17 protein-coding genes are annotated in these 16273 nt (G+C 66.9%); 9 read left to right on the top strand and 8 right to left on the bottom strand.

Annotated features, from left to right (window positions below):
• Positions 1-8: 8 nt before the first annotated feature.
• From AC07VS_RS12325 to AC07VS_RS12310, 4 genes are read left to right on the top strand one after another with little or no spacing between them, the layout of a single operon-like run.
• Positions 9-791 (top strand): amino acid ABC transporter ATP-binding protein, encoded by a 783-nt coding sequence (locus tag AC07VS_RS12325; RefSeq protein WP_494655449.1) that lies wholly within the window; start codon positions 9-11, stop codon positions 789-791.
• The gene (locus tag AC07VS_RS12320; protein WP_494751065.1) at positions 791-1636 is read left to right on the top strand and encodes a sugar phosphate isomerase/epimerase family protein; all 846 of its coding nucleotides are present in this window, start codon (positions 791-793) and stop codon (positions 1634-1636) included. Before AC07VS_RS12325 ends, AC07VS_RS12320 begins: the two co-directional genes overlap by 1 nt.
• Positions 1637-1668: 32 nt before the next feature.
• Positions 1669-2649, top strand: coding sequence for a sugar kinase (locus AC07VS_RS12315; RefSeq protein ID WP_492348778.1), 981 nt, complete (start codon positions 1669-1671; stop codon positions 2647-2649).
• Entirely contained in the window at positions 2646-3665 is a 1020-nt protein-coding gene (locus tag AC07VS_RS12310; protein ID WP_492348779.1) for a 2-hydroxyacid dehydrogenase, read from the top strand. The genes AC07VS_RS12315 and AC07VS_RS12310 overlap by 4 nt, the downstream gene beginning before the upstream one ends.
• An 8-nt stretch (positions 3666-3673) precedes the next feature.
• Here AC07VS_RS12310 and AC07VS_RS12305 read toward each other — a convergent pair whose 3' ends face one another.
• Positions 3674-4846 (bottom strand): GGDEF domain-containing protein, encoded by a 1173-nt coding sequence (locus AC07VS_RS12305; protein ID WP_492348780.1) that lies wholly within the window; start codon positions 4844-4846, stop codon positions 3674-3676.
• Positions 4847-5068: 222 nt separating this feature from the next.
• Positions 5069-5341 carry a hypothetical protein gene (locus tag AC07VS_RS12300; protein ID WP_492348781.1) on the bottom strand — a complete coding sequence of 91 codons (273 nt, stop codon included), beginning with the start codon at positions 5339-5341 and terminating at the stop codon, positions 5069-5071.
• A 153-nt stretch (positions 5342-5494) separates the two neighbouring features.
• On the opposite strand from AC07VS_RS12300, the gene AC07VS_RS12295 reads away from it, so the two are divergent.
• Positions 5495-6406 carry an SDR family NAD(P)-dependent oxidoreductase gene (locus AC07VS_RS12295; protein WP_494655453.1) on the top strand — a complete coding sequence of 304 codons (912 nt, stop codon included), beginning with the start codon at positions 5495-5497 and terminating at the stop codon, positions 6404-6406.
• A gap of 279 nt (positions 6407-6685) precedes the next feature.
• Here the strand turns inward: AC07VS_RS12295 and AC07VS_RS12290 are convergent, their stop codons facing one another.
• Positions 6686-7501 (bottom strand): TIGR00266 family protein, encoded by an 816-nt coding sequence (locus AC07VS_RS12290; RefSeq protein ID WP_494751064.1) that lies wholly within the window; start codon positions 7499-7501, stop codon positions 6686-6688.
• 250 nt (positions 7502-7751) lie between these two features.
• On the opposite strand from AC07VS_RS12290, the gene gshA reads away from it, so the two are divergent.
• On the top strand, positions 7752-9302 hold the full coding sequence (gene gshA / locus AC07VS_RS12285; RefSeq protein ID WP_494751063.1) for a glutamate--cysteine ligase: 1551 nt from the start codon (positions 7752-7754) through the stop codon (positions 9300-9302).
• A 70-nt stretch (positions 9303-9372) separates the two neighbouring features.
• The gene (gene ylqF, locus AC07VS_RS12280; RefSeq protein WP_492348785.1) at positions 9373-10335 is read left to right on the top strand and encodes a ribosome biogenesis GTPase YlqF; all 963 of its coding nucleotides are present in this window, start codon (positions 9373-9375) and stop codon (positions 10333-10335) included.
• 12 nt (positions 10336-10347) lie between these two features.
• Here the strand turns inward: ylqF and AC07VS_RS12275 are convergent, their stop codons facing one another.
• From AC07VS_RS12275 to AC07VS_RS12265, 3 genes are all read right to left on the bottom strand, one after another.
• The gene (locus tag AC07VS_RS12275; protein WP_494751062.1) at positions 10348-11541 is read right to left on the bottom strand and encodes an MFS transporter; all 1194 of its coding nucleotides are present in this window, start codon (positions 11539-11541) and stop codon (positions 10348-10350) included.
• Between the two features lie 67 nt (positions 11542-11608).
• On the bottom strand, positions 11609-12226 hold the full coding sequence (trhA, locus tag AC07VS_RS12270) for a PAQR family membrane homeostasis protein TrhA (RefSeq protein ID WP_494751061.1): 618 nt from the start codon (positions 12224-12226) through the stop codon (positions 11609-11611).
• A gap of 17 nt (positions 12227-12243) precedes the next feature.
• Complete coding sequence (locus tag AC07VS_RS12265; protein WP_492348788.1) at positions 12244-12387, bottom strand: hypothetical protein; 144 nt, start codon at positions 12385-12387, stop codon at positions 12244-12246.
• Between the two features lie 194 nt (positions 12388-12581).
• Between AC07VS_RS12265 and AC07VS_RS12260 the strand changes: the two genes are divergently transcribed.
• Positions 12582-13280: a DUF1345 domain-containing protein gene (locus AC07VS_RS12260; RefSeq protein WP_492348789.1), complete on the top strand. Its 699-nt coding sequence runs from the start codon at positions 12582-12584 to the stop codon at positions 13278-13280.
• Positions 13281-13310: 30 nt separating this feature from the next.
• Here AC07VS_RS12260 and AC07VS_RS12255 read toward each other — a convergent pair whose 3' ends face one another.
• Positions 13311-13685, bottom strand: coding sequence for a hypothetical protein (locus AC07VS_RS12255; RefSeq protein ID WP_494751060.1), 375 nt, complete (start codon positions 13683-13685; stop codon positions 13311-13313).
• 109 nt (positions 13686-13794) lie between these two features.
• On the bottom strand, positions 13795-15600 hold the full coding sequence (locus AC07VS_RS12250; RefSeq protein WP_492348791.1) for a glutamine--tRNA ligase/YqeY domain fusion protein: 1806 nt from the start codon (positions 15598-15600) through the stop codon (positions 13795-13797).
• Between the two features lie 159 nt (positions 15601-15759).
• Here AC07VS_RS12250 and AC07VS_RS12245 point away from each other — a divergent pair, with 159 nt between their 5' ends.
• On the top strand, positions 15760-16188 hold the full coding sequence (locus AC07VS_RS12245; RefSeq protein WP_492348792.1) for a hypothetical protein: 429 nt from the start codon (positions 15760-15762) through the stop codon (positions 16186-16188).
• Positions 16189-16273 lie beyond the last annotated feature (85 nt).

The raw sequence follows: 16273 nt of genomic DNA, 5'->3' as shown, positions 1-16273 counted from the left end.
CCGATGCCATGACCGAACACGCCACCCACGCCCTTGCTGACGCCCCGCCCATCATCCGCCTGGAACAAGTCCAGAAGTGGTATGGCGAATTCAAGGTGCTCAGCGACATCAACCTGTCGGTGCAGCCCGGCGAGCGCATCGTGATCTGCGGGCCTTCGGGCTCGGGCAAGAGCACGCTGATCCGCTGCATCAATCGCCTGGAGACGGTGCAGCAGGGCCGCATCGTGGTCGATGGTCATGAACTGACGGCCGGCGGTCGTGAGGTCGATGCAGTGCGGCAAGAGGTGGGCATGGTGTTCCAGCAGTTCAACCTGTTCCCGCACCTGACGATTCTGCAGAACTGCACGCTGGCCCCCATGCGCTCGCGCGGCATGAGCCAGCAGCAGGCCGAGGACGTCGCCATGAAGTACCTGACCCGGGTGCGCATTCCGGATCAGGCGCATAAGTACCCCAGCCAGCTCTCGGGTGGTCAGCAACAGCGCGTGGCGATTGCCCGGGCCCTGTGCATGACGCCCAAGGTGATGCTGTTCGATGAGCCCACCTCGGCCCTGGACCCCGAGATGGTCAAGGAGGTGCTCGACACCATGATCGGCCTGGCCGAAGACGGCATGACCATGCTGTGCGTGACCCATGAAATGGGTTTTGCCCGCAGCGTGGCCGACCGCGTGATCTTCATGGCCGATGGTCGCATCCTGGAGCAAGCCCCGCCCGAGCGCTTCTTTGGCGAGCCGCAGCACGAGAAGACGCGCCAGTTCCTGGGGCAGATCCTGCCCTCGCACCAGGGCGCGTGATGAGCAACTCCCAGACCCAGGTGGTGCCCCACCCGACGCAGGGCTTTGCGGTGCTGATCTCGCTGGGCGCCTTTGGCGCCAGCGAGGTGCTGCGCCTGGGCCAGTTGCATTTCACCCATGTGGCCGCGGACGCCGGCGCCGACGGCGTGGAGGTGCGCGAGGAGCTGCTGCGGGATCCCGACACCGAACTGCCCCAACTGGCCGCCGAGTTGGCCGCCCGGGGCCTGCGGGCGGTGTACTCGTGCCCCAGCGGCCTTTGGCGTGAGGACGGCACACTGGACGAGGTCACGCTGGGCGCAGCCCTGGCGGCGACCCGGCGGCTGGGGGCCGATCGCCTCAAGATGGCCATCGGCGGCTTTGGCCCCGCATCGGCGGACGGTTGGGAGGTGCTCAAGTCCTGGTTTCAGAACGGCTCCGGGCCTGAGTTGCTGATCGAGAACGACCAGACCCCCGAGGCCGGCACGCTGCCCGCGCTGCAAGGCTTTTTTGCGGCCACCCAGGCCCAGGGTCTGCCGCTGGCCATGACCTTTGACATGGGCAACTGGCACTGGGTGGGTGAATGCCCGCAAGCCGCGGCCCAGGCCCTGGGCTGGCGCGTGGGCTATGTGCATTGCAAGGGCGTGCTGCGCGAGCCTGGGCGCTGGGTGGCCGTGCCCCTGGCCCAGTCGCAAGCCCCATGGCGGGCGGTGCTGGGCCACTTGCCGGCCGAGGTGCCCTGGGCCATTGAATACCCCCTTCAGGGCGCAGACCTGACGGCCGTGGTGCAGGCCGAGCTGGCCCTGCTGCGCCGCGAAGCCCGGCGCCTGCGTGAAGCCCGAGCCGATCGGGCGCACGAGCTGGCATGACCCGCCCCTTTTTGACCTGACTCCGCCACTCCATGACTGATTCCTTGAACCCTGCAGGCGCACCAGCGCTGGACGTGATCACCTTTGGCGAGGCCATGATGATGTTGGTGGCCGACAGCCCCGGCCCTTTGGAGGCCGTTAACGGCTTTCACAAGCGCACCGCGGGGGCTGAGACCAATGCCGCCATCGGGTTGGCCCGGCTGGGCCTGCGGGTGGGTTGGGCCAGCCGCCTGGGCACCGACTCGATGGGCCGCTACCTGCTGGCCGAAATGCAGCGCGAGGGCGTCGACTGCTCACACGTGGTCTGCGATGCCACCCAACGCACGGGCTTTCTGATCAAGGGCCGGGTCGATGATGGCAGCGACCCGCCGATCGAATACCACCGCAAAGGCTCGGCTGCCAGCCAGATGGGCCCGGCCGACCTGGACCTGCCCTGGCTGACCGCGGCCCGGCACTTGCACGCCACGGGCGTGTTTGCCGCCGTCTCGCCCAGCACCCTGGCGCTGACCCGCGAGACCCTGCAGCAGATGCGGACGGCCGGCCGCAGCATCTCTTTCGACACCAACCTGCGCCCCACGCTGTGGCCCTCGGCCGAGGTGATGCGACGCGAGGTCAATCAACTGGCCAGCCTGGCCGACTGGGTGCTGCCCGGCATCGAGGAAGGGCGGGTGCTCACCGGCCACGACACCCCCGAGGCCATTGCCCGTTTCTACCTGGCGCAGGGCGCTCAACTGGTGGTGGTCAAGCTGGGGGCCGAGGGCGCTTACTACGAGGGCCGCCATGCCGGCCAGTCGGTGCAGGGGCGGGTGGCGGGCTTTCCGGTGGCCGAGGTGGTGGACACGGTCGGCGCCGGCGACGGCTTTGCCGTGGGCGTGGTCAGTGCCTTGCTGGAGGGGCGCAGCGTGGCTGACTCCGTGCGCCGCGGCGCCTGGATCGGCGCCCGGGCGGTGCAGGTGCTGGGCGATACCGAAGGGCTGCCGACGCGGGCCCAGTTGAACGAGGCCGCGCTGTGAACGCGCTGACCAAGGCGGGGGCAGGGCGCCAGCGGGTGCTGGTGTTCCGGGCCTTGCCGCCGGACCAACTGGCCCGCCTGCAGGCCCTGCACGAGGTCACGGTGGCCGACCCCCGGCAGCCCGAGCAGATCGAGGCCTTCGAGGCCGCCCTGGCCCAGGCCGAGGGTCTGATCGGTTCCAGCTACCCCATCACGCCGGCCCTGCTGGCGCGGGCACCGCGATTGAAGGTGATTTCGAGCATCTCGGTGGGCGTGGACAACTACCCTCTGGCGGCGCTGCAGCAGCGCGGCATCCTGCTTTGCCATACCCCCGGCGTGCTGACCGAGACCACGGCCGACACGATTTTTGCGCTCATCCTGGCTACCAGTCGACGCCTAGTCGAACTGGCCAACCATGTGCGCGAGGGGCATTGGCAGCGCAACATCGGCGAAGACCTGTTCGGTCGCGACGTGCACGGCAAGACCCTGGGCATCCTCGGTTTTGGCCGCATCGGCCAGGCCCTGGCCCGCCGCGCGGCACTGGGCTTTGGGATGCCGGTGATCTTCCATGCCCGGCGCACGGTGGACCTGGCGGTGCAGGCCCCCGAGTTGCTGGGGCGGGTGCGTCAGGCGCCGATGGACGAGGTATTGGCCCAAGCCGATGTGGTGGCGCTGGTGCTGCCCCTCAGTGAAGAGACGCGGGGCCTGATGGGCGCGCGTGAATTCAATCGGATGAAACCGGGCGCCATCTTCATCAACGGCGCCCGGGGGGCCATCGTGCAAGAGGCCGCCTTGTTGCAGGCCCTGGCGTCCGGCCCCTTGTGGGCGGCGGGTCTGGATGTGTTCGCCACCGAACCCCTGCCATTGGACTCGCCCCTGCGCGGCCACCCGCGCATCACCGCCTTGCCCCACATCGGCTCGGCCACCCTGGAAACCCGGCATGCCATGGCCGAGTTGGCCACCACCAACCTGCTGCAGGCCTTGGCGGGTGAGCGACCGCAGGCGGTCTTTGAGGGATCGGGCGAAAGCCCGGGCTGAGCCCCGGCTCAGCCGGTGCGCAGGCCTTCGCTTTGCACGTAGGGCTTGAACATCGAGAACTTCTCGGCCTGCATGCGTTGGGTGGCGATGTTTTCCAGCGCTTCCAGCGTCTGACCATCGGTGGGCCACATGGCCATGCCCAGGCTGATGTCGAGCTGGACGGGCGTGTTGCGAACCTCCAGGGGTTGGGCCAGCAGGTTGCGCAAGCGGGCCACCGCGCCCCGCAGGTGCTCCTGGGTGGGGGTGTGGTGCAAGACCACTCCGAAAAGGTCTTCACCCAGCGGGCTGGCAAAGTCGGCATCACGGGCGTATTCGTCCAGGCGTTTGCTCAGCGCCACCAGCACTTCGTCTCGCAGGGCGCTGTCGTTGTGTCGGCCGGGGCGGTGGAACTCGTTCAGATCGACGAGCAGGTAGCTGAAACGAATTCCCGATCGCTCGCTTCGGGCGATCTCGCGTTGGATGAAATCGACCATGCGCTGGCGGCCGCTCAAGCCGGTGACGGGGTCCTTGTTCAGCATGAGCCGCAGCGAGGCCTGGGAGCGCACATAGCAGGCCATGTGCACGCTGTAGGTCCAGCCCATGATGCTCAGCACCACCACGGCCAGCGTCAGGGAGTGGATGGGGTGGTTCTGCAAGGCCTCGGGGCTGGCCACCTGGGCGGCCACCAGGCTGCGGGCTGCCATGGCGCCCGCAATGCCCATCAGGAAGAAGGCGACCAGGCTGTTGATCATCCGATCATCACCCTTCACCGGCCGCAGCATCGTGAAGGCCGCGACCAGCACCACCACCGAGTAGGCCGCATCGTGGAAGATGCGTTGCGCCAGCATCTCATCTTCGTACCACCAGTTCAGCAGCACGAACACGGGCACCAGCACCAGCCCAGCCTGCCAGCGCAGTTTGGACGGCCGTTGCATGAAGCGCAGCGATCCTTCCAGCACCATCAGCAGGGCGGCAAACACAAAGCCCCCGTTGATCAGCAGGGGCCAATCAGGGCCGTCCGTGCGGGGTGGGGGCAGGGTGGCCAGAAAGAAGCCGACTGCACCCGTGGCCCCTGCACCTGCAAACCACCGCACCCCGGCCATGTGCCGATTGGCCCGCCAGGTCGTGAACAGGAGCACGGCGGCGATGGACGCGGCCGTGACCATCAGAAAGGCGATGATCGATTGGTTCAGGAATCGCATGAGGTGAACGAGGCCATGACGGCAATGCCAGCGAAAAACGCGCCAGGGTCGGCGTGATTTTCATATCCATCAAGTTTACCGTCTTTCTCTGGATAAATGGTTAAATTGATAGGATTGCTCGTGAGCGGCGCGGGATGTGCGGCTGTCGATGCGTGGCCGATTTTTTGATGAATGCATCAATATGGTGCATTCTAGGGCCCCCGCAGGGCCCGTCAGGGCACTTCAGCGTTCGCGGTTTCGGCGCTGCCAGAGGTATTGGCCCACGAAGGCCAGGCCCAGCACCAGGCTGAACCAGCCCACCAACGATGAGCCACCCACCGCCTGCTGCAGGGCCGGTGACTGGATGAAATGCGGAGAGATCAGCACGGCCAGGCCAATCAGCGCGCACAACACGCCCTTGTGGAGCAGCAGCTTGTTGGCCGCAGGCTGGCGACGCGACGTGGCATTGGTGGGCGCCGGGGTGGCGCGGGCAGGGGTCTTGGATTTCTTGGACATGGCGGGCGACATTGTGCGCGTCAATTCACGGGCCAGCCAGCAAGGCGGGATCGCTTTGTCACCCACGTGCACGACGGGGCCTGGGTGGGCTCTTAAACTGGCCGGTTACAGATAGATTTTTGCCGATCCACTCCAAGACAAGGAAGACATCTCATGAGCAAGCTCGATTTCACCGGCCGCGTGGCCATCGTGACCGGCGCCGGTGGCGGCCTGGGCAAACAGCACGCCCTGGCCCTGGCCCGGCGGGGCGCCAAGGTGGTGGTCAACGACCTGGGGGGCGCTCTGGACGGTGCCGGTGGTTCGGTGACGGCCGCGCAAGCCGTGGTGGATGAGATCCGTGCCGCAGGCGGCGAGGCCATCGCCAACGGGGCCTCGGTGACTGACTTCGCCGCCGTTGAGGCCATGGTGCAGCAGGCCATCGACGCCTGGGGCCGGATCGACATCCTGGTCAACAACGCCGGCATCCTGCGTGACAAGAGCTTCTCCAAGATGGAGCTGGCCGACTTCCGCCTGGTGGTCGATGTGCACCTGATGGGCGCCGTCAACTGCACCAAGGCGGTCTGGCCGCACATGAACGCCCAGAAATATGGCCGCATCGTGATGACCACCTCCTCCAGTGGCCTGTATGGCAACTTCGGCCAGAGCAACTATGGCGCTGCCAAGCTGGCACTGGTGGGCCTGATGCAGACCCTGAGCCTCGAAGGTGCCAAGAACAACATCCACGTCAATTGCCTGGCCCCCACCGCGGCCACGCGCATGACCGAAGGCCTGATGCCCGCCGAGGTGCTGGCCGCCCTCCGACCCGAGGCCGTGGTCCCCGCCATGCTGGTGCTGGCTGCCGAGACCGCCCCCACCCGCACCATCCTGTGCGCCGGTGCCGGCACCTACGAGGCCGCCCACATCACCCTGACCGAGGGCGTGCACCTGGGCCTGACCGAAGACACCCCCGAACGCCTCGCCGCCCGCCTGGCCGAGGTGACCGACCGCCACGGCGAGCAAGTGCCCCAAAGCGGCGCTGCCCAGGGCACCAACGAAGTCGGCAAGGCCATGGCCGCCCAACGCTGAGCCCTGCGGCTCCAGGCCTGCTGGCGCAGGGCAGAGCCAGCCCAACTGCCTCCGGGTTCAGCGTCGAAGGGGACCGTCAGGTCCCCTTATTTGATTGAGCAAGGCCTAAAACGAAGCGGTCAGCCCGCCGCCGGGCCGCCCCAAGGCGGTCTGCGGCCCCCCTGGGGGGCTGAGCCCTGCGGCTCCAGGCCTGCCTGCGCAGGGCTGGACAGGGCGAAGAGCGTCCGCGTCTCGCGGCCGCACGTGGGAGTGACACGAAGGGCACGACCGTGGGGGCCATCAGTCTTCGTCGTTACCACCCAGCAACCCACCCAGCAGGCTGCCGCCGGCCAGGCCACCCAGCAGCGAGCCTTCCTCCTTGGAGCCCCCGCGCTGCGGCGCAGCGGCAAAGATCCGCGAGGCCAGGCGCGAGAAGGGCAGGCTTTGCAGCCACACGGTGCCCGGCCCGGTCATCTTGGCCAGGAACAGCCCTTCGCCGCCGAACAGCGCCGTCTTGATCTTGCCCACGTACTGGATCTCAAACGCCACGCTGGGCGTGTAGGCCACCACACAGCCGGTGTCCACCAGCAGGGTCTGGCCGGCCTGCAGTTCGCGCCGAACCACGGTACCGCCCGCGTGCACGAAGGCCAGGCCGTCGCCGTCCAGCCTTTGCATGATGAAACCCTCGCCGCCAAAAAAGCCCGTGCTCAGCTTCTGCTGCACCGCGATGCCCAGCGACACGCCGCGCGCCGCGCACAGAAAGGCATCTTTCTGGCAGATCAGGGTGCCACCCAGCTGGCGCAGGTCCATCGGCAGGATCTTGCCGGGGTAGGGCGCGGCAAAGGCCACGCGCAGCTTTTGCGTGGCCTGGTTGGTGTAGATGGTGGTAAACAGCGATTCACCGGTGACCAGGCGCTTGCCGGCCCCCAGCAGCTTGCCAAAAAAGCCGCCTTGCTGGGCACTGCCGTCGCCGAACACGGTGTCCATGGAGATGCCGGCGTCCATGAACATCATGCTGCCGGCTTCGCCGATGGCGGCTTCGCCAGGGTCGAGCTCGACCTCGACAAACTGCATTTCAGAGCCGCGAATTTCGTAATCGATGACGTCCATGGCCATGGCCAGATCTCCAGGTGGGTGGGGCATTGGGGCCCGGATGGGCCGACGCACGGGGTGTTCGGCCCTGTGCGCGTGGCGATGGTACCCAAGTTGTGTGCCGCTTCCCGGGCTCAGTCACCATCCCAGAATCGACTTTCCTGCAGGCCGGGCCATTTTTGCCCCGCGGCGCGGGCTGGCTTGAGGCAGGTGGCTGCAACTGTCAGCAGACCGTGATAAGTTCCGCCGCAACACAAAGACAAGGTCCCCCGACATGAGCTCATTGCAGGCCCGCCTCAACGCCCTGACCCCCGCACGACTGGGCGGCATCCGCCGTGGCATTGAAAAAGAAAGCCTGCGGGCCCTGCCCGAAGGCGGTCTGGCCCTGACGCCGCACCCCCAGGCTCTGGGCTCGGCGCTCACCCACCCGTCCATCACCACCGATTACAGCGAGTCGCAGGTCGAACTGATCACCAGCGCCCACGCCCGGGTGGAGGACTGCCTGGATGAACTCACCCAGGTGCACCAGTTTGTGTACCGCGTGCTGCGCGAGCAGGGCGACGAGATGCTGTGGGTTTCCAGCATGCCCTGCGGCCTGCCCACCGATGAAACCATCCCGCTGGCGCGTTACGGCTCTTCCAACGTGGGCCGCGCCAAGAGCGTGTACCGAATGGGCCTGGGCCACCGCTACGGGCGGCGCATGCAGACCATCTCGGGCATCCATTACAACTGGTCGCTGCCCGGGGTGAGCAGCGAGCAGTATTTCGGCCTGATCCGCAATTTCCGCCGTCAGGCCTTTTTGCTGCTGTACCTGTTCGGGGCTTCACCGGCGCTGTGTCCCACCTTTGTGAGCGGGCGCGAGCACGAACTGCAGACCCTCAGCGACAGCGCGTTGTACATGCCGCATGGCACCTCGTTGCGCATGGGCCGACTGGGCTACCAAAGCGATGCCCAGGCCACGCTGGCCGTCAGTTACAACAGCCTGGAGGGCTATGCCGCCTCGCTGCACGAGGCCCTGACCCGCCCCTACCCGGCCTACGAGACGGTGGGCATCCGCAACCCGGGGGGTGACTACAACCAGCTCTCGACCACCTTGCTGCAGATCGAGAACGAGTTCTACGGCACCATCCGCCCCAAGCGCACCATCTTCCCGGGTGAGCGCCCGCTGCATGCGCTGCGCGAGCGCGGTGTCGAGTATGTGGAAGTGCGCCTGATGGATCTCGACCCCTTTGTGCCGGTGGGCATCACGGCGCAGACCATGCGCTTCCTGGATGTGTTCCTGCTGCAGTGCTTGCTGGCCGACAGCCCGCCGGACACCCCGGCCGAGATCGCCGAACTCAAGCACAACCAGCACCACACCGCTGCCCGCGGCCGCGAGCCCGGCCTGACCCTGCGCCGGGCCGGTGGTGAGCAGTCGTTGGTCGACTGGGGGCGCGAGATCCTGGCCCAGTGCGAGCCCATGGCCGCGGCCCTGGATGCGGCGCACCGCAGCACGGATTACGGCCAGGCCGTGGCGGCTGCGCACGCCTTGCTGGCCGATCCCACGCAAACCCCGTCGGCCCGTGTGCTGCAAAGCATGGCCGCCTGCGACAACAGCTTTGTGCGCTTTGTGCGTGAACGATCGCTGGCCACCCGCGACACCTTGCTGGCCCAGCCCTGGTCGTTCGAGCAGCAGGCCCGCTTCCTGGCCTTGAGCCAGAAGTCGGTGGCCGACCAGCGCGCCATCGAGGCGGCCGATGTGCTGAGCTTCGAGGCCTACCGTGAGCAATACGTGTCGCCAGACCGGCTGGGCCTGCAGCTGCCGGCTGCGGCGGTGCTTGGGTAGGTTCTTGGGGCGGTGCCTGGTTAGAATTGCGCCCCCGTTCGTCCCGTTCGCACAGCAAGAAAGCCCTCTCATGGCCATCCAGTGGTTTCCCGGTCACATGCACCTCACGCGCAAGGCGATCGGGGAGCGCATCAAGGAAATCGATGTGGTGATCGAGATGCTGGATGCCCGCCTGCCGGGCTCCAGTGCCAACCCCATGCTGGTGGGGCTGACGGCGGTCAAGCCCGCTCTCAAGGTGCTCAACAAGAGCGACCTGGCCGACCCGGTGCACACCGAGGCTTGGCTGGCCCATTACAACGCCCAGCCGGGCACCCGGGCCATCGCCCTGGACAAGCAGAACGCGGCCCCGGCGCGTGCGCTGGTTGAGGCCTGTCGCGTGCTGGCGCCCACCCGGGGCATCAGTCTCGCCAAGCCGATGCGGGTGCTGATCTGCGGCATCCCCAACGTGGGCAAATCGACCCTGATCAACACCCTGGTGGGCAAGAAGTCGGCCAAGGCGGCCGACGAGGCCGGCGTCACCAAGACCGAGCAGCGCTATGTGCTTGAAGACGGCTTCTACCTGTATGACACGCCAGGCGTGCTGTGGCCGCGCATCATCGTGGCCCAGAGTGGCTACAACCTGGCCGCCAGTGGCGCGGTGGGGCGCAATGCCTTTGATGATGCCGAGGTGGCGCTGGAGCTGCTGAGCTACCTGAAACAGCACTATGCGCCCGCACTCGAGGCCCGCTACCAATTGGGCCTGCCCCCCGGCAGCGTGGCCGGGATGTCGGACGAAGACCTGCTGGTGGCCATCGGGCGCAAGCGGGGTGCCTTGCTGGCGGGCGGTCGCATCAACGAGCAGAAAGCTGCCGAGATCGTGATCACCGACTTCCGCACCGGCATCCTGGGCCGGATCAGCCTGGAAAATCCTGAGGAATTTGCGCGTTGGCTGGCCGAGGGCAAGCAACTTGACGCCGAACGCACGGCCCGCAAAGAGGCCTTTGACGTGGCCCGCAAGGCGCCCGGGCGCAAGACCCGCCAGCAGCGCTGGTGAGTCGTCCTGGGCTCAGCGACGCTGCGCCAGCCGCTGGTCCAGTCCCAGCGCGGCCCAGGTGCTGAGGACCAACCCGGCGCCCAGGGTGCAGGTGCTGTGCCAGCCGCCGTGCTGCCAGGCCAGCGAGCCCAGGGCCGAGCCCGAGGCGGCTCCGATGAAATAGCTGGTCATGTAGACCGCGTTCAGGCGGGAGCGTGACGGGGGCTCCAGGCCATACACCACGTTCTGGTTGCTGATGTGCATGCCCTGCAAGGCCAGGTCGACCAGCAGCAGACCGGCCAGGAACCAGGGCAGGCTGGCTTCACCCAGCCACAGACAGCCCCAACCCAGCAGCAACAGCGCGGCTGCCACCGCCGTGGTGGCCTGCGCCCAGCCCCGGTCCGACAGCTTGCCCACCACGCTGGCCATCAGGGCGCCGGCCACAGCCACCAGGCCGCACAGCCCGATGGCGCTGTCACTCAGGCCGTGGGCGGGGCCCGACAGCAGCAGCGCCATGGTCGAGAACAGCACGCTGACCGACGCAAAGGCCAGGCCGCCGATCAGCGAGCGGCTGCGCAGGCGCGGGTGGCGGGCCAGCAAGGTGCCCAGCGAGCGCAGCACCTGGGTGTAGCTCACCTGCCCCTCGTTGCGCGACGTGGGCAACTGGCGCCACAGGGCCAGCGCCACGACCAGCATCAACCCCCCTGCCACCTTGTAGACCGTGCTCCAGCCGCCCAGCGCAGACAGCAGGCCCGCCGCACTGCGGGCGCCGAGGATGCCCGTGAGCAGGCCGCTCATGACCACGCCCACCGCCCAGCCGCTGCGCCCGGGGGCGGCCAGTGTGGCCGCCATGGGCACCAGCACCTGGGCCGCCACTGAAAACAGGCCGGCCATCACCGTGCCCGCCGCCAGCCAGGGCAGGCTGGGGGCCCAGCCACTGATGAACTGGCCGGCGGCCGCCAGCAGCATCAGCGTGACGGCCAGGCGCCGCCGCTCCAGCATGTCGCCCAGAGGCACCAGCAGCAACAGGCCCAGGGCATACGACACCTGGGCCAGGGTGACGGTCAGGGCCGCCTGCGCCTCGCTCACCTGCAGGCCCAGAGCGATCGAATGCAGCAGGGGTTGGTTGAAGTAATTGCCGCCCGCGCACAGCCCTGCGGCCACTGACATCAGCAGCAGCACGGGCAGGCTCAGGGGAGAGGGCGTTTTCGGGATCAAGGCAGGCATCCAGGGCAGGCATTCAGGGTTGAACCCACTGCCAGGCCGCAGGGGGGATGCCCGGGTCTTTCAAGAATCAGGCCACATAGGCCGCCACGCTGATGAACTGGCAGGCGCTGCCGGCCAGCACGAACAGGTGCCAGATGCCGTGACCGTGGCGGATCTTCTCGTCATGGATGAACCAGTAGACGCCCACGCTGTAGCAGACACCGCCCAGGGCGAGCCAGATCAGCCCACCCAGCGGCAGTGCCGCCACCAGGGGCAGGGCCGCGACCAGCACCAGCCAGCCCATCACCACGTACAGCAGCATGGACAGCACGCGGGTGCGCCGGCCCAGGGTCAGTTCCTGCACGATGCCGAACAGGGCCAGGCCCCAGCTGACGCCGAACAGGCTCCAGCCCCAGGGCCCGCGCAGGGTGACCAATGAAAATGGCGTGTAGCTGCCGGCAATCAGCAGGTAGATGGCCGAGTGGTCACATTTCTGCAGCCAGGCTTTGGCCCGCCCGCGCACGCTGTGGTACAGGGTGGACACGCCGTACAGCAGCACAAGGGTGGCGCCGTACAGGCTGAAGCTCACGATCTTCCAGGGGTCGGCCTGCAGGCTGGCCATGACCACCAGCGCCACCAGGCCGGCGATGGCCAGCACGGTGCCGATCAGGTGGGTGCTGCTGTTGAGGCGCTCTCCGGGGTACATCGTCTGTCGGGCAGGGCTTATTTGTCCTTGACCTTGCCGCGCGGAATCACGGTGGTGACCGGAGGCATGGGCCGGTCAGAAACCGAGGGTTTGCTGGTGGTCGAAGTGTCCTTCTTGGGCTTCTTCGCCATCTTGTTGCTGCGTTGCTCGCCTTTGGCCATGGTGCCTCCGTGGCAGGCATCGGAGTGACGCCTGAGGCTGCATGGTAAGGCATGGCGAAAGGGCATCCGCGCCGTGGGGCTGCCTTTCGGCCTTTGTTTGCGCAGGATCAGGCGCGGGATCCGGGCAGGGTTGCGGCGCGGATTGGGGCATGATCGGGCCTGCTTCGCCTGTTCTCAGTGCTTCCGGTCCCGCCATGAACCTGTCCTCACCCTCCCCATCGCGTCGTCGTCTGTTGACCCGCCTGTCACTCATGGTGCGGGTGCGGCCCAGGCTGTTCAGCTCGATCGGGCTGGGGCTGGTGGTAGCCGCTGCGCTGGCGTTGTTCATGCCCATGCGCACCTTGACGGCCTGTGTGATGGGCTGGAACGCGGGGGCCATTCTGTACCTGCTGCTGGCCCTGCACATGATGAGTGGGGCACAGCCGGAGCAGATCCGCCATCGGGCGTTGCGCCAGGACGAGGGCGAGATGACCATCCTGGCCCTGGTGGTGCTGTCGGCGGTGGTGTGCCTGCTGTCCATCGTGGCCGAGCTGTCGGTGGCCAAGGGCTTGGAGGGGGCCACCCGAGCCTGGCACATCGGCCTGTCGGTGCTGACGATTCTGAGCAGTTGGCTGTTCACCCAGACGATGTTTGCGCTGCATTACGCGCACCAGTTCCATGCGGCCCAGTGGCGGGGCGATCCGCCCGGGCTGCTGTTTCCGGGCGACGAAGCTCCGGCGTACAGCGATTTCTTCTATTTCGCGGCGGTCATCGGCACTTCGGGGCAGACGGCCGATGTGAGCTTCAGCTCACGGGCCATGCGCCGCATTGGTACCGTGCACTGCATTTTGTCGTTTCTGTTCAACACCACCGTGCTGGCGATGATGATCAACATCGCGGCGGGGCTGTTCTAGCCCCGCCTGCAAGCGGCGGTGGGAGCCGACTTATTCGGTCTCGGCCGAGACCACGCGGGTCTTGCGGTTGTAGCGCAGGGTGATCTTGTGCACTTCGCACAGGTCGATGTCTTCCCACACCACTTCAGAGCCATCGTCTTCGAACACCACCTTGATGTCCTGCACGCAGTTGGCGGCATCCGAGAAACGGAACAGCTTGGCCTTGCTGTTGTCCAGCGTGCCGTCGCCCATGCGGTCCTTGCCCCAGGCGTCTTTGTTGGCAGCCGAGATGTAGACCTCAGAGATCGAGTAGCCGGTGCGGTTGACCAGCGTGAAATCGGCGGCCCCGGCGTGGGCGCCCATCGAGGCGGTGGCCCCGGCAAACAGCAGGGCAGACAGAGCGAGGGTTTTGAAAGTGGAGATCATGATCGAATTGGTAACAAAAATTTACAAACCCGATCATCCGGGCCAAACCCGGGCCTGTCCATTGACCTGACTCAAGAGTGTCGGGAAAAACGGACAAGCCGGTGTGCGTTTACTTGCCCCAGCTGTCTTTCAGGCCGACGGCGCGGTTGAACACGGGCTTGCCGGCCTGGTGGTCCACCCGGTCGGCCACAAAGTAGCCATGGCGCTCAAACTGGAACTGGGTGCCTGCGGCGCAGGCCGCCAGGGCGGGCTCCACAAAGCCTTGCACCACGCTCAGGCTGTTGGGGTTGAGGCTGGCCAGGAAGTCTTTGCCGCCGGCGTCGGGCTGGGCTTCGCTGAACAGGCGGTCGTACAGCCGGATCTCGGCGGCCACGCCATCGGCGGCCCCCACCCAGGTGATCACGCCCTTGACCTTGATCGCGTCGGCGCCAGGGGTGCCGCTCTTGGTGTCGGGCACCAGCTCGGCCTGCACCTCGGTGATGCGGCCTTCGGCGTCACGCAGGGCACCCTTGCATTCGATCACATGGCCGTACTTCAGGCGCACCTTGTTGCCGGGGTACAGGCGGTGGTAGCCCTTGGGCGGGGTGTCTTCGTAGTCGCCGCGCTCGATCCAGAGTTCGCGGCCGAACTGGAATTCGCGGCGGCCCAACTCGGGGTGATGCGGGTGGACCGGCGCGCTGCAGGCGTCCAGCGTGCCGGCGCCCATCAGGGCATCCCAGTTGGTGATGACCAGCTTCACCGGGTCGAGCACAGCCATGGCGCGGGCCGCCTTGTGGTCCAGGTCGTCGCGCAGGGCGCCTTCAAGCGTGCTGTAGTCGATCCAGCTGTAGTCCTTGGTCACGCCGATGCGTTCGCAGAACAGCTGGATGGCCTCGGGCGTGTAGCCGCGGCGGCGCAGGCCCACGATGGTGGGCATGCGCGGGTCGTCCCAGCCGCTGACGTGGTGTTCGTTGACCAGTTGGGCCAGCTTGCGCTTGCTGGTGATCACATAGGTCAGGTTCAGGCGCGAGAACTCGTATTGGCGCGGCGGCGGCGAGACCAGCAGGCCGCTTTCAATCAGGCGCTCCATCAACCAGTCGTAGAACGGGCGCTGGTCTTCGAACTCGAGCGTGCAGATGCTGTGGGTGATGTTTTCCAGAGCGTCCTCGATCGGGTGCGCAAAGGTGTACATCGGGTAGATGCACCAGGTGTTGCCGGTGTTGTGGTGCTCGGCATGCTTGATGCGGTAGATGGCCGGGTCGCGCAGGTTGATGTTGGGCGAGGCCATGTTGATCTTGGCGCGCAGCACGGCAGCACCGTCAGGCAGTTGGCCATCGCGCATCTCGCGGAAGCGCGCCAGGTTTTCAGCGGGCGTGCGGCTGCGGAAGGGGCTGTCCACCCCTGGCTTGCTGAAGTCGCCCCGGTTGGCGCGCATGTCCTCGGCGCTTTGCTCGTCCACATAGGCGTGACCGGCCTCGATCAGGGCCTCGGCGGCCCGGTACATGAAGCCGAAGTAGTCGCTGGCCTGGTACAGGTGCGAGGTCGTCTTGCCGTCGATCGCGCTGTCCCAGCCGAAGCCCAGCCATTTCACGGCATCAAGGATGGAGTCAACGTACTCCTGGTCTTCCTTTTCCGGGTTGGTGTCGTCAAAGCGCATGTGGCACACGCCACCGTAGTCGCGGGCCAGACCGAAGTTCAGGCAGATGCTCTTGGCATGGCCCACGTGCAGGTAGCCATTGGGTTCGGGCGGAAAGCGCAGCCGCACCGGTGCCGGGTCCAGCGGGCCGGCGGCGTGGTGCGCCCCGTCACCCGGCGTACCGCCCCAATGACGCTGGGCATAGGTTTTTTGGGCCAGATCGTGTTCGATGATCTGGCGCAGGAAATGGCTGGGCTTGGCGGACTCTGGGGAATCGGAGGTGGGGGTGTTCGAACTCATCCGTCCATTTTAGGCGGGCGCGCCCACGGGGCTTGGTTAACGCCTGGAAACAAATAGAGGGCGATGACCTGACAACGAAGCCGGCACATGCCGCGTTGTGGGGTTCAGGGCCGCCTTTGGTCGCCCCGAATCGCTATTTGATCTGAAGGAGAGACTGCCATGCAAAACCTCAATGTCCGCCCGGATGTCCGCTCGGTGACGCGCAACTTCAGTCGCTGCGCGCGTGCCCTGGCCGGAGGCTGCAGCCTGGCCGCCCTGGCTTTCCTGGCCATGGCCACGCCTGCCCAGGCCCACGGCGTCAATTGGGCGGTGGGCGTGGGTGTTCCAGGTGTGAGCGTCGGGGTGTCCAACGGCGGGGCCCTGTATGTGGGGGCACAACCGGTCTATGCGGCGCCGGTGGCCTATGCCGCCCCCCCGGTGGTCTATGCTCCCCCGCCCGTGGCCTATGCGCCGCCGCCTGTAACCTACGCCCCGGCGCCGGTCTACTACGGCGGCGGCAGCTATTACCGCCCGGCCCCGGTCTACATGCCCCCAGTGGTGTATGGCGGCGGCTGGGGTCATTTCCACCACCACCACGGCTGGCGCTGAACCGGGCGCAGTGAGTCGGTCGAGGGGGCTGAGCGGCGGGGTGGGCCGGGTCCCCCGGCCCGGGGCAAAGCCCGGCAAAATAGGA

It is taken from the genome of Curvibacter sp. GW821-FHT01G03 (assembly GCF_059422285.1).
Note: the sequence above shows the minus strand (reverse complement) of the source record. Positions and strands in the feature narration are given on the sequence as shown.